Genomic DNA, 22,332 nt, shown 5'->3' with positions numbered 1-22,332 from the left:
TTGGGCGGGTACGGGTACACGCGGGAGTTCCCGGTGGAGCGGATGATGCGCGACGCCAAGATCACCCAGATCTACGAGGGCACCAACCAGATCCAGCGCATGGTCATCGCCCGCCAGCTCCTCAAGTAGCCCCAGAGCACCAGTAGTCCCAGAGCACCAGTCGCCCCCGCGTCCGCCACTCGGGCGCGGGGGCGCCGGCCGCCCGCCCGACCGGCGCGGGATCGGCGGCGACCGCAGGGGGCGGTCACAGGCGTCGCGGCAGGCCGAAGCGCTCGACCAGGGCCGCGTCGTGGAACGCGGTCACCGCCGCGATGGCGGGGCCGCGCAGCGTGACGACCTGGACGGCGAACGCCTCGCCGTCCACGTACATCGCGAACCCCGGCTGCCCGTTGGCCCGGACCGGCACCAGCCGGCTCCGCTTGGCCGCCAGCCGGACCTCGAGCAGCCGCAGGACCGCGTCGCGCCCCGCGAACCACGAGGGGTTCGGCGGCATCTCCCAGACCGCGTCCGCGGTGAGCAGCCGCGCCAGCGCGGCCATGTCGGCCCGCTCGAAGGCGTCGGCGTACCGGTCGAGGAGGTCGCGGCGCTCCGGCTCCGCGGGCTCGGCGATCTCGTCGATCGCCGGATCGAGCCGGTCGAGCCGGGCCCGGGCGCGCTGCAGGGTGCTGTGCACCGCGGTCGCGCTGATGCCGAGCGCGTCGCCGGTCTCCTCCGCCGACCAGGCCAGCACGTCCCGCAGGATCAGCACCGTGCGCTGCCGCGGGGGCAGGTGCTGCAGCGCCGCGATGAGGGCCAGCCGCAGCCCGGCGCGCCCGGCCACGATCGCCGCCGGATCGGCCTGCTCGTCGGCGATCGGCTCCAGCCACGTGATCTCCGGATCGCGCGGCCCGATCGCGGCCGGGTCGGCGATGGGGCCGCCCAGCCCGGCGGGCAGCACCCGCCGGCCGCCGTTCCGCAGTGCGTTCAGGCAGGCGTTGGTGGCGATCCGGTAGAGCCACGTGCGCATCGACGCGCGGCCCTCGAAGTCCTCGTACGCCCGCCAGGCCCGCAGGTAGGTCTCCTGGACGAGGTCCTCGGCGTCCTGCACCGACCCCAGCATCCGGTAGCAGTGGGTCAGCAGCTCGCGCCGGAACGGCCCGGCCAGCCGGACGAACTCGTCGCTCGGTTGCTCGATCACGGTCACTCCGCGCTCCTCCCTTTCTTGTACAGACCCGGCAGCCCGCCGAATTCATCGGGTCCGGACCGGCCGATCCCGCCGGGCCGCGGGTCGGTACGGACATGAACAGGAAATGGGTGATGGGGCTCGCGTCCGCGGGCTCGGTGATGGTGGCGCTGGACGCCACGGTGGTGACGACGGCGCTGAGCCGGATCAGGGTGGATCTCGGCACCTCGATGGAGCAGCTCGAATGGACGGTGAACGCCTACAGCCTGAGCTTCGCCGTCCTGCTGATGACCGGTGCCGTGCTGGGCGACCGGTTCGGGCGGCGGCTGGTGTTCACGGCCGGGCTGGGCCTGTTCACCGCCGCGTCGGCGGCGTGCGCGCTGGCGCCGGACGCGGGCTGGCTGATCGCGGCGCGGGTGCTGCAGGGCGCCGGCGCGGCCCTGGTGATGCCGCTGGCGATGGCGCTGCTCAGCGCCGCCTATCCGCCGCCGGACCGGCCGAAGGCGCTGGGGCTGTTCGCCGGGCTGACGGGGCTGGCGGTGGTCGGCGGCCCGGTGGTCGGCGGCGCCGTCACCCAGGGCCTCGCCTGGGAGTGGATCTTCTGGCTGAACGTGCCGATCGGCCTGGTGATCATGCCGTTGGTGCTGCGCCGCATCCCGGAGAGCCGCGGCGGCGGCGACGGCGTCGACGCGGGCGGCCTGGTGCTGGTGACCGGCGCCGCCCTCGGCCTGGTGTGGGGCCTGATCCGCTCGGACGCCGCCGGATGGGGCAGCGCCGAGGTCGCGGGGACGCTGGCCGCGGGCGCGGTCTGCGGCGTCGCGTTCGTGGCCTGGGAGCGGGTCGCGGCGCGGCCGATGGTGCCCCTGGGGCTGTTCCGGCTGCGGGGCTTCGCGGCGGGGAACGCCGCCGGGGTGTTCCTGTACGCCTCGCTCTACGGGGCGCTGTTCTTCGCGGCCCAGTACTTCCAGACCGGACGCGGCGACCGGCCGCTCGCCGCGGGCCTGCACCTGCTCGCCTGGACCGCGGCGGTGACGGTCGTCGCCCCGACCGCGGGCCGGCTGGTGAACCGGGTCGGCGCCCGGCCGCTGGCGGCGCTGGGCCTGGCCATGCAGGCGGCGGGGATGGGGTGGCTCGCGCTCGCCGCGACGCCGTCCGTGCCGTACTGGGAGCTGGTCGCGCCGATGCTGATCGCGGGCGCCGGCGTGAGCATGGCGATGCCCGCCGCGCAGTCCGCCGTGCTCAACGCGGTCGCGCCGCAGCAGATCGGCAAGGCGTCCGGGGTGTTCAACACCGGACGGCAGCTCGGCGGGGTGTTCGGCGTCGCCGTCCTCGCCCTGGCGTTCGCCAAGGCCGGCGGCTACGCGGGACCGTCCGCCTTCACCGACGGCTTCGGCGGCGCGATCGGGGTCGGCGCGGCGCTGTCGCTGGCCGGCGCGGTCGCGGCGCTGGCGATCCCGGGCCGGGAGGCCGCCCCGGCGCCGAGCCCGGCGGGCCCGGTCCTCGCCTCGAACCGCTGAGACGCCGGCGGGCGGCCACCGATCGTCCGGTGACCGCCCGCCGGGCCGTCCGGGTCAGTCGTGGCTGACCCGGACGATGATCTTTCCGTCCTTGGTCATGCGCGGGCGGAAGGTCAGGCCGTTGACGGTCGAGGACGAGCCGGTGCCCGCCCAGGAGGTGTCCATCGAGGTGACCATCTTGCTGTTGCGGCCGCTCGCGGTGAAGAAGACCCGCGGGCCGTCGGTGCGGACGTCGATGCCGTCCACGCCGTACTTCGGGTCGAGCGGGATCCGCTGGCCGTCGGCGACCTCCACCTCGCAGTCGGCGTCGAGGCAGGCGTTGAGGTCGGTGCCGTCCTTCGCCGCGCTCTTCCTGCCCTTCGGGGCGTCGGCCGCCGAGGGCGCGTCGGCCGCCCCGGCGGACGCGCTCGGCGACGGGACGGGCGCCTCCGCGGCGGTGAGCCGTGCGTCGGTCCGCGCCGCGCAGCCGGCCACCGCGAGCGCGGCGACGGCGGCTGTGCTGATCAGGCCGAGAAACCTTGTCGACATTCTCTGGACTCCTGACGGTGACTTCTCTGTGCACGCCTTTCACTACCCAGAGTAGTCGATCAAGAATCGGACGGCGTCCAGTCGGTCGGTCATCGCACCAGGTCAGGGCGTTGGCTGCTCGTCCACGATCAAGGTCTGCAGTACCCGTCCGAACTCTCCGTGACCGTCGGCGAGGGTCGCCTCGCACAGCGCGCTGCCGTGCGGGCTCACGCTCAGCGACGCGCCCATGCACAGCCACTCCCCGGCCGGGTCGCGGTGCAGCGCGACCGTCAGGTCGGTGTTGATGATCATCCACTTGGACAGGTCGAGCTGGCTGCCGATGCCGGACGCGCTGTCGGCCAGGGTGAGCGCGCGCACCAGCGGAGAGTCGGTCTCCCCGGCGACCAGCGGGACGCGGGCGCGGGCCCAGGTCGTCCCGGGGCCCGGCGCGAAGAACGAGCCCTCGACGGGCCGCCACTCCATCGCCGACAGGTAGCCGTGCGTGTGCAGCTCGGGCGCGACCGTGAACGTCCCGGAGGCGTCCGGCAGCGGCGGCGCGGCGGGCGCGTGGACGGTCTCGGGCACCTCGGCGGGCGCCGCCAGGATCCGCCAGGCGGTGGCCCGGACGACCGGCCGCCCCTCATGGGTCATCTCGCCCTCCAGCAGGGCGATCCGCCGCCCCGGGCGGACGACGCGCGCGGTCACCTCCAGCTCGGCGACCGGCACGGGGGAGAGGATCTCGACCGTCACCCGCGCGACCCGGGTGCCGGGCACCGGGCCGGTGCGCTCGAACACCCGTCCCATCAGGCCGGCGACCGGGCCGGCGTGCTGCAGCGACGGCGACCACGGGCCCGCCGTGGCCGGCGTGCTCGCGAACCGGCCGCCGCCGAGCGGCTCGTAGAACGCCTCGGGGAGGTCACCGTCCAACGCCCTGCTCCTCTCCACTGTCTAGAACGATATTCTAGATCGTCAGTGGCAGAGCTTCTCCGTGGCGGTCCCGGAGTCGAGCGACGACCCGGACGCGGGCGACGCCGTCGGCGACGGCGACGCCACCTTCACCTTCTTCACCCCGTCCCAGTCGGCGCCCACCATCACCTGCACCCGCGACCCCAGCGACGAGACCTCCTTCAGCTTCGCGTTCGGGATCGCCGCCGCCAGGGTCTTCGCCGAGTCCTCGCGCCCCGGCCCGTACTGGATCTGCGTGCGCTGCAGGCCGCGCCGCGCGATCCCCGGCACCACCGTGACGTGGAAGCCGCCCTTCGTCAGCTGGGAGCCCGCGCGCGTCGCCAGCCCCTGCGTCCCGATCGCGTTCAGGACGCGGACGCTGATCTCGTCCGGCGGCACCGTCGGGCCGTCCGACGGCGTCTTCGACGGGGACGCGCTCGGCTTCGGCGCCTTCGTCTCGCCCAGCGGCTCGTCGTGCCGGATCCGGCCGAACAGCTCGTTCGACTTCGCCTCGTCCCACTGCACGGTCGACTGCGGCGTCGGCGAGTTCCACAGCTGGGCGTTGTACCCCGGGTTCGCCAGCGGCACGTTCGCGAACGTCAGGCTGTCGGTCGACAGGTCCTTCATCTGGTCGGCGAGCTTCGGCAGGCTCTTGGCGAGCTCCGGGTCCACCCGCAGCGACTTCAGCGCCGCGTTCAGGAACTTCGTCGACTTCACCGGGTCGCTCAGCGTCTTCGACGACAGCGCCTGCTTCATCATCGACGCCATGAACTGCTGCTGCCGGTCGATCCGGCCGAGGTCGGTGCCGCCGGTCAGCGTGTAGCGGGCCCGCGCGAACGCCAGCGCCTTCAGCCCGTCCACATGCGACTTGCCCTGCGGCAGCTTCAGCCCGCTCTTCGGGTCGTTGACCGCCTGCTCGGTGCACACGTCCACGCCGCCGAGCGCGTCCACCATGTTGACGAACCCGTAGAAGTTCACCTCGATGTAGTGGTCGATCGACACGCCGGTCGCCTGCTTGATCGTCGCCACCGTGAGGTCGGGCCCGCCGAACTGGTACGCCCAGGTCAGCTTGCCGGGACGGGCCGGGACCTGCTGCCCCTTCGCCCCCTCCGACCCGTTCGACCGGTGCGCCGGGATCGTCACGTACGAGTCGCGCGGCAGGCTCACGATCGACACCCGGTCGTGGTTCCGGGACACGTGCACCAGCTCCATCGTGTCGGAGCGCTCGCCCGGGTCGTGGCCCAGCTTCGCCGCCTTCTGCTGCGCCTTCGTCAGCCCCTCGCGGCGGTCGACCCCGGCGACCAGGATCGTCATCGCGCCCTTCGGGCCGTCCTTGCCCTTGCCGAGCCCGCCGACGTGCACCTTGTCGATCGCGCCCGTCACGTAGTTCTGGAACGCCCACGCGCCGCCCGAGGTCAGCAGCACGAACGCCGACGCCGTCCCGGTCAGCGTCAGGAACCGCTTCTGCCGCCGGGCGCTCATCGCCGCGCGCGGGCTGATCCGGCGGCCCGGGCGCCGCGGCCCGCGCCCGTCCACCTTCACCCGCGGCGCCGGCATCCCGTCGATGGTGACGCCCTCGATGTCGCCGTCGTCGGCCGGGCCCTCGGCCGCCCCACCTGCGGGTCTGGGCCGGAAGTAGCGCTCCAGCGGGTCGGCGTCGCCGCGTCCCGAGTCGTGCCCGTCTGCCATGCCGACGCCCGCCTCCCGAAGACCTCGTTCTCGCGTGGGTCCACACCACTCTAAAGTGGGGAACACCCGTCCGTTCGCTACCTGGGCCTCGTGTCCTTGCAGTAACGTGGCGCCGTCTTGACCACACCCCGGCGGCCCGCACGCAAACCTGGGTGGCGTGGGCTGCGTCAGACAAGCAAGCGAGAGAGAGGAAGGGGGGCACCCCTCCGGCCGCGGCACCCCGTCGCCACGGCCGAGGTGCGCCCGCGAGCCCACATGAATCCATCTCCCCACGCCCAGCGCACGACACGGCACGGAACGCAGCAGCGCACCGGCGGCGAACGCACCTGGCCCGCGGTGTCGGTGGTCATGCCGGTCCTCAACGAGCAGCGCCACCTGACGGACTCCGTCCGGCGGATCATGTCCCAGGACTACCCCGGCGAGATGGAGCTCGTGCTCGCCGTCGGGCCGTCCCGCGACCGCACCGAGGAGATCGCCCGCCGGCTCGCCGGCGAGGATCCCCGCATCGTCGTGGTCGCCAACCCGACCGGGCGCACCCCGCAGGGCCTCAACATCGCGATCAGGGCGTCGCAGTACTCGATCATCGTCCGGGTGGACGGGCACTCGCTGCTGCCGCCCGACTACGTCCGCGCCGCGGTCGAGACGATGGAGGAGACCGGCGCCGACAACGTCGGCGGCATCATGGCCGCCGAGGGCGTCACCCCCTTCGAGCAGGCCGTCGCCCGCGCCATGACGTCCCGGATCGGCGTCGGCAACGCCCGCTTCCACACCGGCGGCGAGGCCGGCGAGGTCGAGACCGTCTACCTCGGCACGTTCCGGCGCAGCGCGCTCGATCGGGTCGGCGGGTACGACGAGACCTTCACCCGCGCCCAGGACTGGGAGATGAACCACCGCATCCGGCAGACCGGCGGGCGGATCTTCTTCACGCCGCGGATGCGCGTCACCTACCGTCCCCGGCCCAACCTGCGCGCCCTCGCCAAGCAGTACTTCCACACCGGGCGCTGGCGCCGCGTCGTCGGCCGCGAGCACCAGGGCACCCTCAACCTGCGCTACCTCGCGCCGCCCATCGCCGTGGTCGCGATGACGGCGGGCGTGGTCGCCGGGGCGTTCGGGTTCTGGCCCGGCTGGCTCCTGCCCGGCGGCTACGCGGCCGCGATGATCGTCGGCGCCGCCGTCGAGGGGCGCGGGCTGTCGCCGTCCGCCTGGGTGCGGCTCCCGCTGGTCTTCGCGACCATGCACGTGACCTGGGGGGTCGGGTTCCTGACCAGCCCGCCGCGGCTCGGCCAGCCGGCGCCCGCCAAACCCGGCGAACCGGTGGTGTAGCGGCGAATTCCGGCAGAACTGCCCTGAACCCCCGTGCGTTCCCGCACGTCTCAGGGTTAGGTTCGACGGGATCACGCCCGCCGGACGCGAGGAGGTTGCCATGTCCAACGGCGCACGCCACGGAATCGGCGCGGTGGTCGGGCTCATCGCGACCGCCATACTCACGTACTGCCTGGTCATGGGCACCTACAAGATGTCCATGACGCAGCGCTATTACGCGGTGACGTTCCGCAACTATCACGGCAGTGAACTGTGGACCGGCGCCGGGCTGCTCCTTGTCGCCGCGGTCGTGCTGGGGCTCGTCGTGGGATCACGGGTGTCGCCGATCGCCTCGCTGGTCCCCGGCGTCATCTACACGGCCGTCGGCTTGCTGTGGATCGCCGACGCCGAGTGGGCGATGCGGAACACGGCCAAGAAGTCCTTCCCCGACAACCTCACCATGGGGTACCTGAACCTCGCCACGTTCGGCGTGTTCCTCCTGCTCGGCGTCGCGCTGGTCGTGGCGTCGGTGCCGCCGTCGCGGTGGCGCGCCCGGACGGCCGGGGCCGCCGCGCCGCGCTACGCCGGGCCGCCGCCCGCGCCGATGGGCCCGCCGCCCGGAGCGCCGGGCGCCCCGGGGGCTCCGGCGCCGATGGGCGCGCCTCAGGCGCCCGCACAGGACTCGCCATGGGGGCGGCCTCCTCAGTACGGGCAGCCCCCCGCGCAGCCTTCTGGGCAGCCTCAGTACGGGCGCTCGGCGCAGCCTGGCCTCCCGCAGGCGGGCTCCCCGTCGCCGTCCGCTCCGCAGGCCGACTCTCCGGCGCGTCCGGCGTCCGGCGCCGTGCCGTTCGACGACAACGGCGGCAAGCCGTCCTCCCAGGGCGGCTCCGCCGACGGCGTCGGCGAGTGGACTCAGATGTACGGCGGCGACGACCTGCGCGGCGACCGCTGACGCGCCGCCCGCACAGCCATACGGGCGGGCGCCGCAGCACCGGCGGGCGCCGCTACGCCAGCGTCGACAGCACGCCGGGGACGTCGTTGACGACCATCGCGTCCACCCCGGCGCACGCGTAGTCCGGGGCGCGGTCGGCCGCCGGGCACCAGGCGATCACGTCCAGGCCGGCCTGGTGCGCGACGTCCACGCAGTGCTCCAGCGGCCGCAGCCGGCTGTCGGGGTGCTCGAACCCGCACGAGCCGGTGTGCACCGCGATGGCCTGGAGGTCCAGCCCCGCCGCGGCCGGGACCGCGTGCCACATCGGGAACCGCAGCCAGGTCAGCAGGCCCAGCGGGACGTCCGGCAGCTCGCCGCGCAGGAACACCAGCAGCGCCGGGTCGAACGAGGTGACCAGCAGCCGGCGCCGCCGCGCCTCGCGCTTCAGCACCGGCAGCAGCAGCGCCCCCGTCCGGCGGGACGGGGCGTCCACCGCGTCCTCCAGCACGGTCTTGACGTCGACGTCGATCGCCACGTCCGCGGGCAGCGCCTCGAAGATCTCGGTGAGCAGCGGCAGGCCGCTGGCGTCGGCGGGCATGTCCACGATGTGGTCGCCGCCCTCGACCGTCGGGTCGTGCCGCAGGACGAGGTGGTCGTCGGCGGTGCGGGTCACGTCGATCTCCACCCAGGACAGCCCCGCCGCAGCGGCGGCGAGCAGGGACTCGAGGGTGTTCTCCGCGACCGGCGACGCCGCGCCGGGCGGGGTGAGCCGGCCCGCGCCGTAGCCGCGGTGACCGATGACGGTCGGGGACTTCTCGAAGATCAAGGCAGGTCCTCCTGGGCGAGGTGCTCGGCGACCACCGCGTCGAGCGGCTGGGTGACCTTGAGGTTGCGCTCGCTGCCCGCGACCACCCGGATCGGCACGTCCGGCAGGTAGCGGTGCACGATCCCGCAGTCGTCGGTGGCGCGCAGCGCCGGATCGGCGAGGGCCAGCTCGTAGGCCTTGCGGATGGTGCCGAGCCGGAACCCCTGCGGGGTCTGGAACCGGCTCATCGTCTCGCGCGGCGGCATGGACGCGACCACCCCGTCCTCGACGACGACGATCGTGTCCGGCGACGGCACGCCCACCGCGACGGCGTCGTGGCCGTCCAGCGCGTCCAGCACCCGGTCGATGACCGGGGCGTCCACGAACGGGCGGGCCGCGTCGTGGAACAGCACGCGCGTGTCGTCGGGGTGGTCCTCCAGCACGCGCAGCGCCGCGACGGTCGAGGCGGTACGGGTCGCGCCGCCCTCCACCACGCCCGTGACCCGGCGGAACGGCGCGGCGATCACGCCCGCCTCGCGCAGGTGCCCGGCGGCCATCACCACCACCACCTCGCCGATGCCGGGATGGGCGTCGAACGCGGCGATTGCGTGCGCCAGGATCGGCCGCCCGCCCACCTCGATGAGCTGCTTGGGGCGTCCCGCGCCCATGCGCTCGCCGACCCCGCCGGCGAGCACCACCGCCACCGTCCGCGCCGCCATCTCTCCCTCTCGCCGCCCTCGCGCCGCTCGGCTGCGCCCGCGGGGCGTGCGCGCCCGTTCCTGCGACACCCGGTCATCGAGTCGCTACGCTGAGCAGTCACCCGCATGCTTCGATCTCGCCTGGAGGCGCCGATGGCCAGGGTGCGCCCCTGCCGCCGGCCCGCCACGCTCAACGTACCGGAGGCGGCCGACGCCGTGGAGGAGAACCGCGCCCGCCCGGAGCGGGCCGCCGGACGCGGGACGCCCGGGCGCGCGGAGCGCCGCCGCGGCCCGTCGCACCGCGGCGACGGCCTCGTCGCGGCGTACGCGGTCGGCGGGTACGCCCCGTACCTCGTGCGCTGGGCGGCGTCGCGCGGCCTCGCGCCCGGGACCGTGGCGGGCATCTCGTTCTGCTTCGGGGCGCTGGCGGCGGTCTGGTTCTCCGCCGGCTCCCGCGCCGGGATGATCGCGGGTGCGGGCCTGCTCTACGCCTCGTTCGTCCTGGACTGCGTGGAGGCGGGGCTGGCGCGCGCGGCGGGCGCGCCCGGGACCGCGTGGCCGGCGGGCGTCCTCGGCCGGGCCAAGGAGGCCGCCGCGTACGCGGGCCTCGCGGTCGGGGCCGGCGCCGAGCCGCCGGGCGGGCCCGGCCTCGCCGGGAACGCGTGGGCGGCGGCGGTGGCCGCGCTGGTGCTCCTGTCGGTCCGCCACACGATGGACGCGTCCTACGCGACGTCCCGGTACGGCCGGCGCCCGCGGCCGGACCGCATCCGCAACGAGGCCGCGCGCCGCGCGGTGCGGGCCCTCGCGCTCCCGGCCGGCGAGCGGTTCGCGCTGATCGCCGTCACCGCCGCGCTCGCGGGCGCCCGGGTCACCTTCGCGGTCCTGCTGGTGTGGGGCTCGGCCGCCGCCGCGTTCGTCCTCGCCGGGCACGCGCGCGGCTCGCTCGCGCACGCGGCGCCCCTGCCGGGACCGGCGGACCGGTGAACGCCGCCGTCCAGGTCGGGGACCACCGCGACGACGGGCCCGTGTGCCTGGTGCTGGGCCGGACGGCGCGCGGCCGGCTCCCGCCGCTGCCCGCCGCGGCCGCCGCCGCGGGCGTCACCGCGCTGCTGCTCGCCGCCGGTGCGCCCGGCCCGCCGGCCCCCGCGCTGCTCGCCCCGATCGTGGTGATCCTTCTGGCGGGTCCTTCCGCAGGCCATCCGCACACCGGACGGCTGGACTGGCTCGTACCGCCCATAATCCGCGCGATCGAGTATGGTTACCTCGCCGTACTGGGGTTTGCGCAGGGAGTGTCGGCACCGCTCGTCTACGTGCTGGCGGCCGTCCTCGCGCTCCACCACTGCGACGTCGCGTACCGCTCCCGCCAGGGAGTCCGGACGTGGGGGCTCGCCCTCCGCGCCGGTCTCGGCTGGGAGGGCCGGATGCTCTGTGTGGCCTTCGCGGGCCTCTGCGGACTCCTTCCGCTCGCGTACGCCGCGCTGGCCGCCTACCTTGGTGTGCTGTTCGGCAGCGAGGGCGTCGTCATGTGGGCGCGGTCCGGTCGCGGCGGCGGTGTGATGGTCTACTGGGAGGAAGAGAAGGCATGATCGGCATGGTGCTGGCGGCGGGCGCGGGCCGGAGGCTGCGGCCGTACACCGATACCCTCCCCAAGGCCCTGGTCCCCGTGGACGGCGAGACCACCATCCTGGACATCGCCCTCGGCAACCTCGCCGAGGTCGGCCTGACCGACGTGGTCATCGTCGTCGGCTACTGCGCCGGCGCGGTCGAGGAGCGCAAGGCCGCCCTCGAGGAGAAGTACGGCGTGTCCATCACGCTGGTTCACAACGACAAGGCCGAGGAGTGGAACAACGCCTACTCCATGTGGCTGGCTCGGGAGCACTTCTCCAAGGGCGTCCTCATGGTCAACGGCGACACGGTCCATCCGGTGAGCGTCGAGAAGACGCTACTGGCCAACCGCGGGCCGGACATCCTCCTCGCCGTGGACAACGTGAAAACTCTCGCCGACGAGGAGATGAAGGTCATCCTCGACGAGGGCGAGCACCTGAAGACGATCACCAAGCTGATGGACCCGTCCACCGCCTATGGCGAGTACATCGGCGCCACCCTGATCGAGCCCGCCGCCGCGGAGCCCCTCGCGGACGCCCTCAAGGCGACCTGGGAGGCGAACCCCGACCAGTACTACGAGGACGGCTACCAGGAGCTGGTGAACCGGGGCGGCCGCATAGCGGTCGCGCCGATCGGCGCGGTCGAGTGGGTCGAAGTGGACAACCACGACGACCTGGAGAAGGCCCGCCGGATCGCCAAGACCTACTGACGCCGCCGGCGCCACGCGGGACGACCCCGAGCGAGGAGGCCCATGCCCCTGCTGACGCGGATGCTGAACGCGCCGCTCTCCATCGACGTGCGGCGCGGTGCCGTCGCCGCCCTCGGCGAGCTGCTCGCCGACAAGCGCATCGCCACCGAGGGACGGGTGGCGATCGCCGTCGGCCAAGGCCAAGGCGACCACATCGCCGAGCACGTCCGCCCGTCCCTGTCGGCCTGCGAGGTGTTCCGGGTCGAGGGCGGCACCGTCGACGCCGCCGTCGGACTCGCCGGCAAGCTGCGCGGCGGGACGTTCGAGGCCGTCGTCGGCATCGGCGGCGGCCGGACGATCGACGCGACCAAGTACGCGGCGACGCTGTCGGGCATCCCGATGGTGTCCGTCGCCACGAACCTGTCCCACGACGGGATCTGCTCCCCGGTCGCGTCCCTGGAGCACGACAAGGGCAAGGGCTCGTTCGGCGTCGTGATGCCGCTGGCGATGGTCGTCGACCTCGACTACGTGCACGCCGCGCCCGACCGGCTCGTCCGCGCCGGGATCGGCGACGTGGTCAGCAACTTCTCCGCGGTGGACGACTGGCTCCTCGCGGCCGACCAGTGCGGCGAGCGCGTCGACCGGATGGCGCTGACCGTCGCCCGCACCGCCGCGGAGGCACTGCTGCACCAGCCGGGCTCCATCGAGTCCGACCGGTTCCTCACCGTCCTCGCCGAGGGCCTCGTGCTGTCGGGGATGGCGATGTCGTTCGCGGGCGACTCGCGCCCGGCGAGCGGCGGCGACCACGAGATCCTGCACGCCATCGACCAGCTCTACCCGGGGACGGCCAACCACGGGGAGCTGGCGGGGATCGGCGCGGCGTTCTGCTACCACCTGCGCGCCACCCGGCTCGGCGGCGCGGACGCCGGCGACTCCGCGGGGGAGCGCCTCGCGGAGATCCTCACCTGCCTCGGCCGGCACGGGCTGCCCCGGTTCCCGGCGGACGTCGGCCTGACCGAGGAGCAGTTCGCGGAGGCCGTGCTGTACGCCCCGCGCACCCGTCCCGGCCGCTATACGATCTTGGAACACCTCGGCCTCGACAAGGGCGAGACGCTCAAGGCGGTGGAAGAGTATGTCCAGGCCCATGGAGGCTGAGCTCCCCGGACAGCCCGCGCCCGACCCTGGATCGCCGGACGCGGGCGACCAGCGCCCGCCGCGCAACGCGGCGAAGGTCGCCGACATCCGCCGGTACGGGCAGCCGCCCGGCCTGAAGGACCGGCGCAACGAGGAGCACTGGGCGGGGCGCCTCTACATGCGCGACCTGTCCCCGTACTTCGGGTGGATCGCGCTGCGCCTCGGGTTCAGCCCGAACCAGCTCACCTACCTGATGATGCTGAGCGGCATCGTCGCCGGGGTCGTGGTGTCGCTGCCCGCGTCCGGCACGGGCGCGCTGTGGACGGCCCTCGGCGGCGCCCTGCTCATCCAGGTCTACCTGCTGCTCGACTGCGTGGACGGCGAGGTCGCCCGGTACCTGCGGCGGACGTCGGTGGCGGGGGTCTTCCTCGACCGCATCGGCCACTACCTGTCGGAGATCTCGCTGCTCATCGGGCTCGGCTTCGCCGCGCAGGGCGGCTGGAAGAACGGCGGCTGGGCCGAGCTCGGCCTCGTCGCCGCGCTCGGCGCCGCGCTGATCAAGGCGGAGACCGACAACGTCGTGGTGGCCCGCGCCAAGTCCGGGCTGCCCGCCGACCCGTCCGGCGGCGACCGGGCGCTGCGGCCCCGCTCCACCGGGATCGCGCTGGCCCGGCAGGCCGCGTCCATGCTGCGCTTCCACCGCATCATCGGCGCCGTCGAGCTGTCGCTGCTGATCCTGGCCGCCGCCCTGATCGACACCCTGACCGGTGCGGACACCCCCGTCGCGATCCGCGTGCTGATGGTCGCCGTCGCGCTCGTCGCGGTCGTCCAGACCCTGCTGCACCTGGTCAGCATCCTGGCCTCCCGGAGACTGAAGTGAAACTCAGCGTCGTCGTCCTGACCATGGGCAACCGCCCGGACGAGCTGGCCCGCGCCGTGCGCAGCGCGCTGGAGCAGGAGCACGCGGACGTCGAGGTCGTCCTCGTCGGCAACGGCGTCGACCCCGTGGGCGACCGCGCCGGCGCCCCGCCGTTCGACGACGAGCGCGTCAAGACGATCAGCCTGCCGAAGAACGTCGGCATCCCGGCCGGCCGCAACCGCGGCGTCGAGGCGTCCTGCGGCGACGTGGTGCTGTTCCTCGACGACGACGGCTGGTACCGCTCCACCCGCCTCGGCACCTACCTGCGGGACCGGTTCGCCGCCGACCCGGCGCTCGGCGTCGTGTCGTTCCGGGTCCGCGACCCGGAGGGCGGCCGGGGCGAGCGCCGGCACGTCCCGCGGCTGCGCGCCGGCGACCCGGAGCGCTCGTCGGAGGCCACGACGTTCCTCGGCGGCGCGTGCGCGATCCGCCGCGCCGCGTTCGACGCGGGCGGCGGCCTGCCGGAGGACTTCTTCTACGCCCACGAGGAGACCGACCTCGCGTGGCAGATCCTGAACGCGGGCTACCACATCGTGTACGACGCGTCCGCGGTGATGTTCCACCCGGCCGTCCTGCCGACCCGGCACGAGATGTTCTACCGGTACAACGCGCGCAACCGGGTCTGGCTGGCCCGCCGCAACCTGCCGTGGCCGCTGGCGTTCACCTACCTCGCGGTGTGGATCGGCATGACCCTGCTGCGCGAGCGCAAGCTGAGCGCCCTGAAGCCGTGGTTCAAGGGCTTCCTGGAGGGCTGGCGGAAGCCGGCGGGGCCCCGCCGGCCCATCTCCTACCGCACCGCGTGGCGCATGACGCGGACGGGCCGCCCGCCGATCATCTGATCGCCGACAGGATCAGGTGGGTCAGCTCCGCCGTGATGTCGTCCAGCGGGATGGTCTGGTCGCGGGCGGACCAGTGGTGGACGAGGTTGTTCACGGCCCCGATGATCGCGATGACGGTGAGGCGGTAGTCGCGGTCGGCGGCCTCGCCGCGCCCGACGGCCTCCCGGATCATCGCGAGCATCGCCTCCTCCCAGTGGGCGCGCCACTGGAGCCGGTGCCGTTCGAGGCCGGCGCTGACCCCGATGACCTCGACGAACGCGATCCGCGCCCAGCGCGGGTCGCTCGCGGTGACGGTGACGAACGCGCGGACCGCGCGCTCGACGCGGGCGGGCAGCGGGTCGGCGGCGGCCTCGGTGTAGGCGGTGTCGAGGGCCGCGCGGGCCCGCTCGTTGATGCTCCGGTGCAGGGCGGTGAGCAGTTCCTCGCGTCCGGAGAACTCCTCGTAGAAGTTGCGGGTGGACACGCTGGCGGTGGCGCAGAGCCGCTCGATGGAGGTCGCCGCGTAGCCGCGGGTCCCGAACAGTTCGAGGCCGGCGCCGAGCAGCCGCTCCCGCCGGTCGGCGCGGCGCTCCTCGGCGGAGCGGCCGCCGTAACTGCGGCGGGGGGCGGGGTTCCGGCCGCTCATCGATCTCCGTTCTGGCGGTGTCGTCAGGAGGCAGCGCCAGCCTAACCGCGCCCGGCCCGCCGCGCGCCCCGTCCGCGGCTCACCGGAGGACGGGGGTCTCGCGGGCCATGCGCGACAGCTTCTCGGGGTTGCGGACGACGTAGATGCCGGTGATGAGGCCGTCGTCGACGCGCACCGCGATGACGGTGTCGATCTCGCCGTCGAGCCGGAGCACCAGCGCCGGGTAGCCGTTGACGTGGGCGGGGTGCAGCGACGCGGCCGCGCCGAACCGGTCCAGCCCGGCGGCGAGCGGCGGCGCCACCCGGTCGGCTCCGGTGATGGGTTCCAGCGCGGCCTGCGCGAGCCCGCCGCCGTCGCCCAGGAACACGACGTCCGGCGCGAGGACGTCGAGCAGCCGCTGCAGGTCGCCGGTCTCGATCGCCCGCCGGAACGCCTCCAGCGCGCCGGCGGTCTCGTCCGCGGAGACGGCGCCGCGCGGCCTGCGCGCCGCGACGTGCGCCCGGGCCCGCCGGGTGATCTGGCGGACGGCGGCGGGGGACTTGCCGACCGCCTCGGCGATCTCGTCGTAGGGCAGGTCGAACACCTCGCGCAGCACGAACACGGCCCGTTCGGTCGGCGCGAGCGTCTCCATCACCAGCAGCATCGCCATCGAGAGGCTGTCGGCCAGCTCGACGTCGTCGGCGACGTCGGGCGCGGTCAGCAGCGGCTCGGGCAGCCAGGGGCCGACGTAGGACTCCTTGCGGCGGCGGAGCGTGCGGAGCCGGCCGAGCGCCTGGCGGGTGGTGATCCGCACGAGGTAGGCGCGCCGGTCCCGGACGACGTCGAGGTCGACGCCGGTCCAGCGCAGCCAGGTCTCCTGCAGGACGTCCTCGGCGTCGGCGGCGGAGCCGAGCATCTCGTAGGCGACGGTGAACAGCAGGTTGCGGTGGGCGACGAACGCCTCGGTGGCGGCGTCGGCGCGGCCGGGCGGCCCGGCCGGGGTGCTCGCCTGCTCCGGCGGGGTGCTCGCCTGCTCCTCGGGGTCGTTCATCGCCGGCTCCTGTCCGCTCGTCGTCAAGGCTGCCACGCGCATGAGATGCCGCCCGCCGCCGTCCTGTGACGGGTGCGGGCGGTGGCGTACGTCACAGCGCGCCGCCGTCACGGGGATCGGGACGCCGGCATCTCCATGGCATCAGGACGCCGCGCGGACGGGCCGCGCGGCCCCCGGCCCCGCGACGGAGCCCGCCACGGAGGAGAGACCATGGAACCCCGATTCGACCTGATGGCCAACGAGGTCGGCGCCAAGCTCGGCAAGCGGTTCTTCAACGTCGGCCTGGCGATCCAGCAGTCGTCGCTGCCCCGGACCGTCCAGGATCTGGTCATGCTGCGCGCCAGCCAGATCAACGGCTGCGGCTGGTGCGTGGACGTGCACAGCAAGGAGGCCGCGGCCGCCGGGGAGACCGCGGTCCGGCTCGCGCTGGTCGCGGCCTGGCGCGAGTCGACCGTGTTCACCGACGCGGAGCGCGCCGCGCTGGCGCTCGCCGAGGAGGGCACCCGGCTCGCCGACGCCCACCAGGGCGTGTCCGACGAGACGTGGGCCCAGGTGCGCCGGCACTACGACGACGACCAGATCGCCGCGCTCGTCTACCTCGTCGCGACGATCAACGCGGCCAACCGGCTCGGCGTGATGGTCCACAGCAAGGGCGGTTCGTACGAGCCCGGCGTGTTCGCCGGACTGGAGAACTGACCGGCGGGGCCCAACCCGGGTCCGCGGATCCGGGCCGGGCCCGCTCCGGGCCGCGCCGTGCGCCTCAGCCGGACAGCAGGATGCCCTCCCACTCCGGCGCGGCCGTCAGGACGACCAGGTGCTGGGTGGCGCGGGAGACGGCGACGTAGAGGACGCGGAGCCCGTTGGGGGACTGCGCGGCGACCGTCTCGGGCGCGGCGATCACGGCGGCGTCGAACTCCAGGCCCTTGGCCTCCAGCACGTCGAGGACCTGGACGCGGTCGGGCAGCCCGGCGGCGAGGCGCTCGCGGGAGGCGGCGTCCCACCGCGCGGACGCGATCTCGTGCGGCAGCGGGATCGTGCCCTCGTCGTGCGCCTCGGCCGGGTGGAACGGGACGATCACGCCGATCGTCCCCTCCACCTGCGTGAGGAGCTCCTCGGCGGCCTCCCGCGCCGCGGCGGCGAGCCCGTCCTCCGCGAGGACGCGGACGACCGGCGCGATCCCGGACGAGCGGACGGCGCGGGCCGGGCGCGCCTCGGGCAGCGCGCGGGCCAGCACCCGCGCGGACACGGCGGCGATCTCGGTGGAGTTGCGGTAGTTCGTCGTCAGCTCGTACTCGTGCCGGGTGCGGCGCGGCGCGGGCTTGCGGCGGCGGTTCCGGGACGACGGGCGCTCCCCGCTGAGCGCCGCCTCCATGGCCGTGCGGGCGGCGGCGAGGTCCTCCCAGGCGCTCTGCGCCGGGTCCTCCACGACCGTCCAGCTGGCCTGGCGGCCCCGGCGGCCGAGCATCCGCCACTGCATCGGCGACAGGTCCTGCGCCTCGTCCACGACGATGTGCGCGTACTCCGGGCGCTCCTCCACCACGCCGTCGTCGACGCGGCGCGACCGCTCTAGCCGCTCCATCGACGTGGTGAGCTCCTGCATCTCCGGCTCCCAGTCGTCCTCCGCGACCTCCTCGCCGGTGAGGATGTTGACGCCGTCGACCACGAACGGGTCGTCGGCGGCCGCGGACGAGCGGCGGCGGGACGGGCGCGGCGGCGAGCCGAGCAGCGCGTCGAGCTCGTCGATCAGGGCGACGTCCTGGTAGCTGAACGGCGCGTCGCCGCCGGCGGGTGCGGCCCAGGACGCCGCGAGCCGGGCGACGTCGTCGCGGTCCAGCTCGCGCCCGGCGGCGCGGCGCAGCCGGGCCGGGTCGCCGAGCGAGCGGAGCACGTCGGCGGGGCGGCGGATCGGCCAGAACGCCACGAGGAAGTCGGTGAACTCGCGCTGCTCGCGGACGCGCGCGTCGAACTGCTCGCGGGGCGTGCCGTTGCCCGCCGGGCGGCCGGGCTCGCCGTCCAGGGCGGCGAGGCCGTCGGCGGCGAGGATCGCGTTCCACAGGCCGGCCTCGGCGCCCTCCGCCTCCCGCGCCGCCTCCGGGCCGCCGAGATCGGTGAACCGCCGCCACAGGGCGTCCAGCAGCATCTCGGCGACCTGCCGGCGGGCCGCGTTCACGCTGCCGCGGCTGCGCCGGTGCACGTCGCCCCGGACGCGGTCGAGGGTCGGCCGGTCGAGGGAGACGACGACGCCCTTGAACACCACGCGCAGATCGTCGGGCGCGCCGGGGGCGTGGTCGGCGACGGCGCGCCGCAGCACGGCCGCCATCGCCTCCGACCCCTTCAGCGCGGCGAGCGGGGGCGTGTCGTGGACGGTCGCGGTGACGCCGTCGACGAGGTCGCCGAGGGAGCGGAGCGTCGCCGAGCCCTCGCCGAGGGACGGCAGCACCCGCTCGATGTAGGCGGTGAAGCGGCGGTTCGGGCCGACCACCAGCACGCCGCGCGAGCCGAACCGGCGGCGGTGCCGGAACAGCAGGTAGGCGACGCGGTGCAGGGCGACCGCCGTCTTGCCGGTGCCGGGGGCGCCGCGGACCAGGACGGTCCCGTCGGCGGGCGCGCGGATCACCTCGTCCTGCTCGCGCTGGATCGTCGCGACGATGTCGCGCATCGCGCCCTCGCGGGTGCGGGCGAGGGAGGCGAGGAACGCGCCGTCGCCGACGATCGTCATGCCGTCGGCGGCGTCGGGGTCGAGGAGGTCGTCCTCCAGGTCGACGACGGTGTGGCCGCGCGAGTGCAGGACGCGGCGGCGGACGACGCCGCGCGGGTCCTCCGGGGTGGCGCGGTAGAAGTCCTCGGCGGCGGGCGCGCGCCAGTCGATGACCAGGGAGTCGTGCTCGCTGGTGCGCACGCCGATCCGGCCGACGTAGCGGACCTCGCCGGACGGCTTCTCGCCCGGGGCGAGGTCGAGCCGGCCGAACACCAGCCCGTCGTCGGCGACGTCGAGGGCCTGGGCGCGCAGCGCCGCCTGGTGGACCATCGCGTCCCGGTCCACCAGGGAGCCCTTCGTGCCGGCGAGCGACTGCCGGTAGCCCTCGCGGATCATCGCCTGGGCGTCCGCGCGCATCTCCTCCAGCCGCGCGTAGGCGATGTCGACGTACCGCTGCTCGGCGGCGATCTCACGGTCCTTGACCGTGCCGCCGGGCTCGGTCGGCCGCCCGTTGACCTGGGACGACATGCAGGCTGCTCCTCGCGCTCGGCTCACCGGGGACGGCCCCCGGCGCCCTAAGGGGCGAAAGAGACAAGCCTATGCGGTCCCCCCGACGTTCAGCGCGGCGGCGCGGACGCCCGCGCCCCGCGCGGGCGGCGCAGCGCGAGGCGCAGCGGCCCGGGCGTCCCGCCGGGCGCCACGCGCACCTCGCCGGGACGCGCCAGGGACCGGTCGATCGCGTCGAGGACGAGCCGGTCGGGCATCCCGGCGGGCGGGCTCGCGAAGCGGAACGCGACGCCGCGTCCGCGCTGCTCTGCCGCGAGGGCCTCGACGTAGGCGCGGGCGGCGGCGGACGCGGCGGCCGCCGCGGGGGACGCGCCGGACGGCACGATGACGATCACCTCGCCCGCGCCGCGCTCCAGCATCCCGGGCAGCGCCGTCCGGACGAGGCCGGCGGGGCCGAGGAACGCGCCCCGCATCACCTCGTCCAGAACCGGTTCCGGTGCGGCGGCGGACGGCGGCGGGGCGATGACGAGCCGGTGCACCGCCCCGGTGACGCCCAGGATGTCCGCGACGTTCGCGGGATCGGTGATGTCGCAGGTGCGGACGTGGGTGTTCGGCGAGCGCAGCGCGGTGGCCGCGAGGCCGTCCTCGTCGGTGTCCACGGCGACGACGTCCCACGCCGCCGCGGCGAGCCGCCGCGCCGCGAGCGCCCCGACGCCGCGGGCCGCGCCGGCGACCAGGGCCGTCCGCCTCACGGGCGCACCTCCTCGGCCGGGTCGAAGGTCATCGACAGGTGTCCGACGGTGGTGCTGCTCAGCGCGCGCGCCCGGTCCAGGCCCAGGGCCCGCAGTTCCTCGGCCACCGGGTGGTCGCCCAGCACGACCTTGGCGCCGCCCGGGCGCATCCGGACGTCGGCCGGTGTGAGGGTCCACGGCGTCCGGCGGGTGACGCCGTCCAGGCACGAGTACGCGTCCACCTTGGGCGCTCCGGCGCCGCCCGGCATAGGCGCGCCGGGCCGCACGGCGATCTCGACGGCGGTGCGGCCGCCGAAGCGCACGGCGCACCGCTTGACGCGCCCGGCCAGGTCCATCGGGATGTCGGCGAGCTCCTTGGGGAAGCCCCAGATGCTGCGCCCGCACTCCAGGGTGAACTCCTGGTTCACGGGGAGCCAGTGGATGAACGCCCCCACGTCCCGCATGCCGCGCAGCCGCCCCAGCCTGCCGGACGGCGGCGGCGTCCCGGGTGGGCGCACCAGGAACGCGACGGCGAACTCGTGGTACGGCCCGAGGTCGCCGTCGGCGTAGCGGACGAACGCCAGCGAGCAGATCGCCCTTCCCCGGCCGACCGACCCGGACCCGCCTCCTCGGCCCGGCCAGGCCTCGGCGATCTCGAGGCCGGAGTAGGCGATGACGGCCTGCGCGGCGGCGGCCGGGACGGCGAACATGGCCGAGGCGACGGCGGCGTCCCGGATCTGCACCGGAAGCGCGACCTCGTGCCCCTGGATCGGATGGACTTGCGCGGCACTTGTCACACCGGTAAGTAGAACAGGTTCTCGTTTTGCTGCCAAGGGCGGCCCGGCTCAGCCGCGCTCGACGCCCGCCTTGATCCGGTCGAGGGTGGCCCGCATGCCCGCGCGGTTGAGGGCGGCGCGCTCCTCGGCCGGGACGCCCGTGAACACCTTCCCGAGCAGCGCGACCAGCCCGGCGCCGCGGGTGCCGCGCCGCAGGTCCTCCCAGTACTCGGTGAGCCGCGTCCGGGCGCCGTCCGCGTCGCCGACGTCCTCGATGCGGTAGCCCCACAGCGCCACCGGGAGGCCGAAGGTCGACACCCGGAAGGCGAACGCCTCGCCGGGAACGGCGACCGTCACCTCGCAGGTGGTGAACCACACGCGCCAGCCCAGCCGGTTGAACCCGACGAACGTCGTGCCGGCCCGGACGGCCCGCCCGCGGATCCACGTCGCGAAGACCTCGGGGCTCCACTCGCGCATCCGCCGCGGGTCGGCGACCGCGGCGTAGACCGCCCGCGTCCCGGCCTCGATCGCGACGCTCTCCTCGACCACCCACTCGCGTTCCATGCGCCGCATCATCCCACTTTGTGACCGACCGGTCATCGGCCGGGCTAGCGCAGGTGCGAGAACGCCTCGCGCCATTCGCCGTACCAGGCCGCGAACCACGGGTGCGGCTCGGCCAGCGGGACGATGTAGGTGACCGTCTCGGCGTAGTAGCGGCGCTGGAAGTCCGGCGGCATCCGGTCCAGCCGCTGGACGTTGCTCACCCGGTCGGCGAGCTTCACCAGGATCGCCTCCGGCGGGGCGTCCCGCAGCCGGCGCAGGTACGCGGACTTCGCGGCGCGCTTCGCCTGCCGCCCGGCGCCGCCCGCCGGCGGCTTGGTGACCCAGTCGACCAGCTCGGCGACCTCGGGCCCGAACGCGTCCTCCACGTCGGCGAGCGTGGCCGGGGTGTCCTCGACCACGTCGTGCAGCAGCACGGCGGACAGCATCGCCGGATCGGTGACGCCCGCGCCGCGGACCAGCACCTCCAGGGCCTCCAGCAGGTGCTCGACGTACGGGTCGCCGGTCGGGCGCCGCTGGTCGCCGTGCCAGCGCCGCGCCGCGTCCGCCGCCGCGGCCAGCGCGCCGAGGTCGACGCGGGCGCCGTCGCCGGACGACTCCAGGTCCGCGCGGGCGGCGTCCCAGGTGCGCCACCGGGTGAAGACCTCCACGTACCCTCCCTGC

At 74.7% G+C, this 22,332-nt stretch carries 24 protein-coding genes; 11 read left to right on the top strand and 13 right to left on the bottom strand.

Annotated features, from left to right (window positions below; translation table 11 throughout):
* A partial coding sequence (locus J4557_RS20690; RefSeq protein ID WP_279576085.1) for an acyl-CoA dehydrogenase family protein occupies window positions 1–129 on the top strand: 129 nt, incomplete at its 5' end.
* 115 nt (window positions 130–244) lie between these two features.
* On the opposite strand, the gene J4557_RS20685 is transcribed toward J4557_RS20690, so the two are convergent.
* The gene (locus tag J4557_RS20685) at window positions 245–1,183 is read right to left on the bottom strand and encodes a sigma-70 family RNA polymerase sigma factor (protein ID WP_208268358.1); all 939 of its coding nucleotides are present in this window, start codon (window positions 1,181–1,183) and stop codon (window positions 245–247) included.
* A 95-nt stretch (window positions 1,184–1,278) separates the two neighbouring features.
* Here J4557_RS20685 and J4557_RS20680 point away from each other — a divergent pair, with 95 nt between their 5' ends.
* Entirely contained in the window at window positions 1,279–2,679 is a 1,401-nt protein-coding gene (locus J4557_RS20680) for an MFS transporter (RefSeq protein ID WP_208268357.1), read from the top strand.
* 54 nt (window positions 2,680–2,733) lie between these two features.
* Here J4557_RS20680 and J4557_RS20675 read toward each other — a convergent pair whose 3' ends face one another.
* The 3 genes from J4557_RS20675 to J4557_RS20665 form a co-directional block, all read right to left on the bottom strand.
* Window positions 2,734–3,207, bottom strand: a complete 474-nt coding sequence (locus tag J4557_RS20675) for a hypothetical protein (RefSeq protein ID WP_208268356.1) — start codon at window positions 3,205–3,207, stop codon at window positions 2,734–2,736.
* Window positions 3,208–3,309: 102 nt separating this feature from the next.
* Window positions 3,310–4,113, bottom strand: coding sequence for a thioesterase family protein (locus J4557_RS20670; RefSeq protein ID WP_243776068.1), 804 nt, complete (start codon window positions 4,111–4,113; stop codon window positions 3,310–3,312).
* Window positions 4,114–4,155: 42 nt separating this feature from the next.
* Complete coding sequence (locus J4557_RS20665; RefSeq protein ID WP_208268354.1) at window positions 4,156–5,820, bottom strand: LCP family protein; 1,665 nt, start codon at window positions 5,818–5,820, stop codon at window positions 4,156–4,158.
* Window positions 5,821–6,075: 255 nt separating this feature from the next.
* Here J4557_RS20665 and J4557_RS20660 point away from each other — a divergent pair, with 255 nt between their 5' ends.
* Both J4557_RS20660 and J4557_RS20655 read left to right on the top strand, forming a co-directional pair.
* Window positions 6,076–7,143 (top strand): glycosyltransferase family 2 protein, encoded by a 1,068-nt coding sequence (locus tag J4557_RS20660; RefSeq protein ID WP_208268353.1) that lies wholly within the window; start codon window positions 6,076–6,078, stop codon window positions 7,141–7,143.
* Window positions 7,144–7,243: 100 nt separating this feature from the next.
* Window positions 7,244–8,074: a hypothetical protein gene (locus J4557_RS20655; RefSeq protein WP_208268352.1), complete on the top strand. Its 831-nt coding sequence runs from the start codon at window positions 7,244–7,246 to the stop codon at window positions 8,072–8,074.
* A gap of 52 nt (window positions 8,075–8,126) precedes the next feature.
* Here J4557_RS20655 and J4557_RS20650 read toward each other — a convergent pair whose 3' ends face one another.
* Window positions 8,127–8,879 (bottom strand): glycerophosphodiester phosphodiesterase, encoded by a 753-nt coding sequence (locus tag J4557_RS20650; protein ID WP_208268351.1) that lies wholly within the window; start codon window positions 8,877–8,879, stop codon window positions 8,127–8,129.
* A complete protein-coding gene (ispD, locus tag J4557_RS20645) occupies window positions 8,876–9,577 on the bottom strand; it encodes a 2-C-methyl-D-erythritol 4-phosphate cytidylyltransferase (RefSeq protein ID WP_208268350.1) in 702 nt (233 codons plus the stop codon). The genes J4557_RS20650 and ispD overlap by 4 nt, the downstream gene beginning before the upstream one ends.
* Window positions 9,578–9,709: 132 nt before the next feature.
* Between ispD and J4557_RS50990 the strand changes: the two genes are divergently transcribed.
* From J4557_RS50990 to J4557_RS20615, 6 genes are read left to right on the top strand one after another with little or no spacing between them, the layout of a single operon-like run.
* The gene (locus J4557_RS50990; RefSeq protein ID WP_279576124.1) at window positions 9,710–10,540 is read left to right on the top strand and encodes a DUF5941 domain-containing protein; all 831 of its coding nucleotides are present in this window, start codon (window positions 9,710–9,712) and stop codon (window positions 10,538–10,540) included.
* A complete protein-coding gene (locus J4557_RS50985; RefSeq protein ID WP_307800102.1) occupies window positions 10,537–11,142 on the top strand; it encodes a DUF5941 domain-containing protein in 606 nt (201 codons plus the stop codon). Before J4557_RS50990 ends, J4557_RS50985 begins: the two co-directional genes overlap by 4 nt.
* Window positions 11,139–11,870 carry a phosphocholine cytidylyltransferase family protein gene (locus J4557_RS20630; RefSeq protein ID WP_190860242.1) on the top strand — a complete coding sequence of 244 codons (732 nt, stop codon included), beginning with the start codon at window positions 11,139–11,141 and terminating at the stop codon, window positions 11,868–11,870. Before J4557_RS50985 ends, J4557_RS20630 begins: the two co-directional genes overlap by 4 nt.
* 60 nt (window positions 11,871–11,930) lie before the next feature.
* A complete protein-coding gene (locus tag J4557_RS20625) occupies window positions 11,931–13,004 on the top strand; it encodes an iron-containing alcohol dehydrogenase family protein (protein ID WP_208268382.1) in 1,074 nt (357 codons plus the stop codon).
* Entirely contained in the window at window positions 12,994–13,863 is an 870-nt protein-coding gene (locus tag J4557_RS20620; RefSeq protein ID WP_243776067.1) for a CDP-alcohol phosphatidyltransferase family protein, read from the top strand. Before J4557_RS20625 ends, J4557_RS20620 begins: the two co-directional genes overlap by 11 nt.
* A gap of 23 nt (window positions 13,864–13,886) precedes the next feature.
* A complete protein-coding gene (locus J4557_RS20615; protein ID WP_243776119.1) occupies window positions 13,887–14,741 on the top strand; it encodes a glycosyltransferase family 2 protein in 855 nt (284 codons plus the stop codon).
* On the opposite strand, the gene J4557_RS20610 is transcribed toward J4557_RS20615, so the two are convergent.
* Window positions 14,734–15,366, bottom strand: a complete 633-nt coding sequence (locus J4557_RS20610) for a TetR/AcrR family transcriptional regulator (RefSeq protein WP_208268345.1) — start codon at window positions 15,364–15,366, stop codon at window positions 14,734–14,736. The genes J4557_RS20615 and J4557_RS20610 overlap by 8 nt on opposite strands.
* Before the next feature lie 79 nt (window positions 15,367–15,445).
* A complete protein-coding gene (locus tag J4557_RS20605; protein WP_208268344.1) occupies window positions 15,446–16,396 on the bottom strand; it encodes an RNA polymerase sigma-70 factor in 951 nt (316 codons plus the stop codon).
* 210 nt (window positions 16,397–16,606) lie between these two features.
* Here J4557_RS20605 and J4557_RS20600 point away from each other — a divergent pair, with 210 nt between their 5' ends.
* The gene (locus tag J4557_RS20600; RefSeq protein ID WP_208268343.1) at window positions 16,607–17,092 is read left to right on the top strand and encodes a carboxymuconolactone decarboxylase family protein; all 486 of its coding nucleotides are present in this window, start codon (window positions 16,607–16,609) and stop codon (window positions 17,090–17,092) included.
* 64 nt (window positions 17,093–17,156) lie between these two features.
* Here J4557_RS20600 and J4557_RS20595 read toward each other — a convergent pair whose 3' ends face one another.
* The 5 genes from J4557_RS20595 to J4557_RS20575 all read right to left on the bottom strand — a co-directional run bounded on the left by J4557_RS20595 (window position 17,157) and on the right by J4557_RS20575 (window position 22,319).
* The gene (locus J4557_RS20595) at window positions 17,157–19,622 is read right to left on the bottom strand and encodes a HelD family protein (protein WP_208268342.1); all 2,466 of its coding nucleotides are present in this window, start codon (window positions 19,620–19,622) and stop codon (window positions 17,157–17,159) included.
* Window positions 19,623–19,711: 89 nt separating this feature from the next.
* Complete coding sequence (locus J4557_RS20590; RefSeq protein WP_208268341.1) at window positions 19,712–20,353, bottom strand: SDR family NAD(P)-dependent oxidoreductase; 642 nt, start codon at window positions 20,351–20,353, stop codon at window positions 19,712–19,714.
* Window positions 20,350–21,129 (bottom strand): acetoacetate decarboxylase family protein, encoded by a 780-nt coding sequence (locus tag J4557_RS20585; protein WP_307800101.1) that lies wholly within the window; start codon window positions 21,127–21,129, stop codon window positions 20,350–20,352. The genes J4557_RS20590 and J4557_RS20585 overlap by 4 nt, the downstream gene beginning before the upstream one ends.
* Window positions 21,130–21,177: 48 nt before the next feature.
* The gene (locus J4557_RS20580) at window positions 21,178–21,672 is read right to left on the bottom strand and encodes an SRPBCC family protein (protein WP_208268340.1); all 495 of its coding nucleotides are present in this window, start codon (window positions 21,670–21,672) and stop codon (window positions 21,178–21,180) included.
* A 44-nt stretch (window positions 21,673–21,716) separates the two neighbouring features.
* The gene (locus tag J4557_RS20575; protein WP_208268339.1) at window positions 21,717–22,319 is read right to left on the bottom strand and encodes an HD domain-containing protein; all 603 of its coding nucleotides are present in this window, start codon (window positions 22,317–22,319) and stop codon (window positions 21,717–21,719) included.
* Window positions 22,320–22,332: the final 13 nt, after the last annotated feature.

The sequence above is a fragment of the Actinomadura nitritigenes genome (genome assembly GCF_017573545.1).
GTDB lineage: Bacteria > Actinomycetota > Actinomycetes > Streptosporangiales > Streptosporangiaceae > Spirillospora > Spirillospora nitritigenes.
This window is presented reverse-complemented; position numbering and strand designations above follow the sequence as displayed.

Bases quoted from the DNA above. Each gene is read 5' to 3' on its own strand.
- J4557_RS20615 (WP_243776119.1), top strand. From the start codon at position 13,887: ATGGGCAACCGCCCGGACGAGCTGGCCCGCGCCGTGCGCAGCGCGCTG.
- J4557_RS20600 (WP_208268343.1), top strand. From the start codon at position 16,607: ATGGAACCCCGATTCGACCTGATGGCCAACGAGGTCGGCGCCAAGCTC.
- J4557_RS20665 (WP_208268354.1), bottom strand. From the start codon at position 5,820: ATGGCAGACGGGCACGACTCGGGACGCGGCGACGCCGACCCGCTGGAG.
- J4557_RS20660 (WP_208268353.1), top strand. From the start codon at position 6,076: ATGAATCCATCTCCCCACGCCCAGCGCACGACACGGCACGGAACGCAG.
- J4557_RS50990 (WP_279576124.1), top strand. From the start codon at position 9,710: ATGGCCAGGGTGCGCCCCTGCCGCCGGCCCGCCACGCTCAACGTACCG.
- J4557_RS20675 (WP_208268356.1), bottom strand. From the start codon at position 3,207: ATGTCGACAAGGTTTCTCGGCCTGATCAGCACAGCCGCCGTCGCCGCG.
- ispD (WP_208268350.1), bottom strand. From the start codon at position 9,577: ATGGCGGCGCGGACGGTGGCGGTGGTGCTCGCCGGCGGGGTCGGCGAG.
- J4557_RS20655 (WP_208268352.1), top strand. From the start codon at position 7,244: ATGTCCAACGGCGCACGCCACGGAATCGGCGCGGTGGTCGGGCTCATC.
- J4557_RS20620 (WP_243776067.1), top strand. From the start codon at position 12,994: ATGGAGGCTGAGCTCCCCGGACAGCCCGCGCCCGACCCTGGATCGCCG.
- J4557_RS20625 (WP_208268382.1), top strand. From the start codon at position 11,931: ATGCTGAACGCGCCGCTCTCCATCGACGTGCGGCGCGGTGCCGTCGCC.
- J4557_RS20630 (WP_190860242.1), top strand. From the start codon at position 11,139: ATGATCGGCATGGTGCTGGCGGCGGGCGCGGGCCGGAGGCTGCGGCCG.
- J4557_RS20580 (WP_208268340.1), bottom strand. From the start codon at position 21,672: ATGGAACGCGAGTGGGTGGTCGAGGAGAGCGTCGCGATCGAGGCCGGG.
- J4557_RS20605 (WP_208268344.1), bottom strand. From the start codon at position 16,396: ATGAACGACCCCGAGGAGCAGGCGAGCACCCCGCCGGAGCAGGCGAGC.
- J4557_RS20610 (WP_208268345.1), bottom strand. From the start codon at position 15,366: ATGAGCGGCCGGAACCCCGCCCCCCGCCGCAGTTACGGCGGCCGCTCC.
- J4557_RS20680 (WP_208268357.1), top strand. From the start codon at position 1,279: ATGAACAGGAAATGGGTGATGGGGCTCGCGTCCGCGGGCTCGGTGATG.
- J4557_RS20595 (WP_208268342.1), bottom strand. From the start codon at position 19,622: ATGTCGTCCCAGGTCAACGGGCGGCCGACCGAGCCCGGCGGCACGGTC.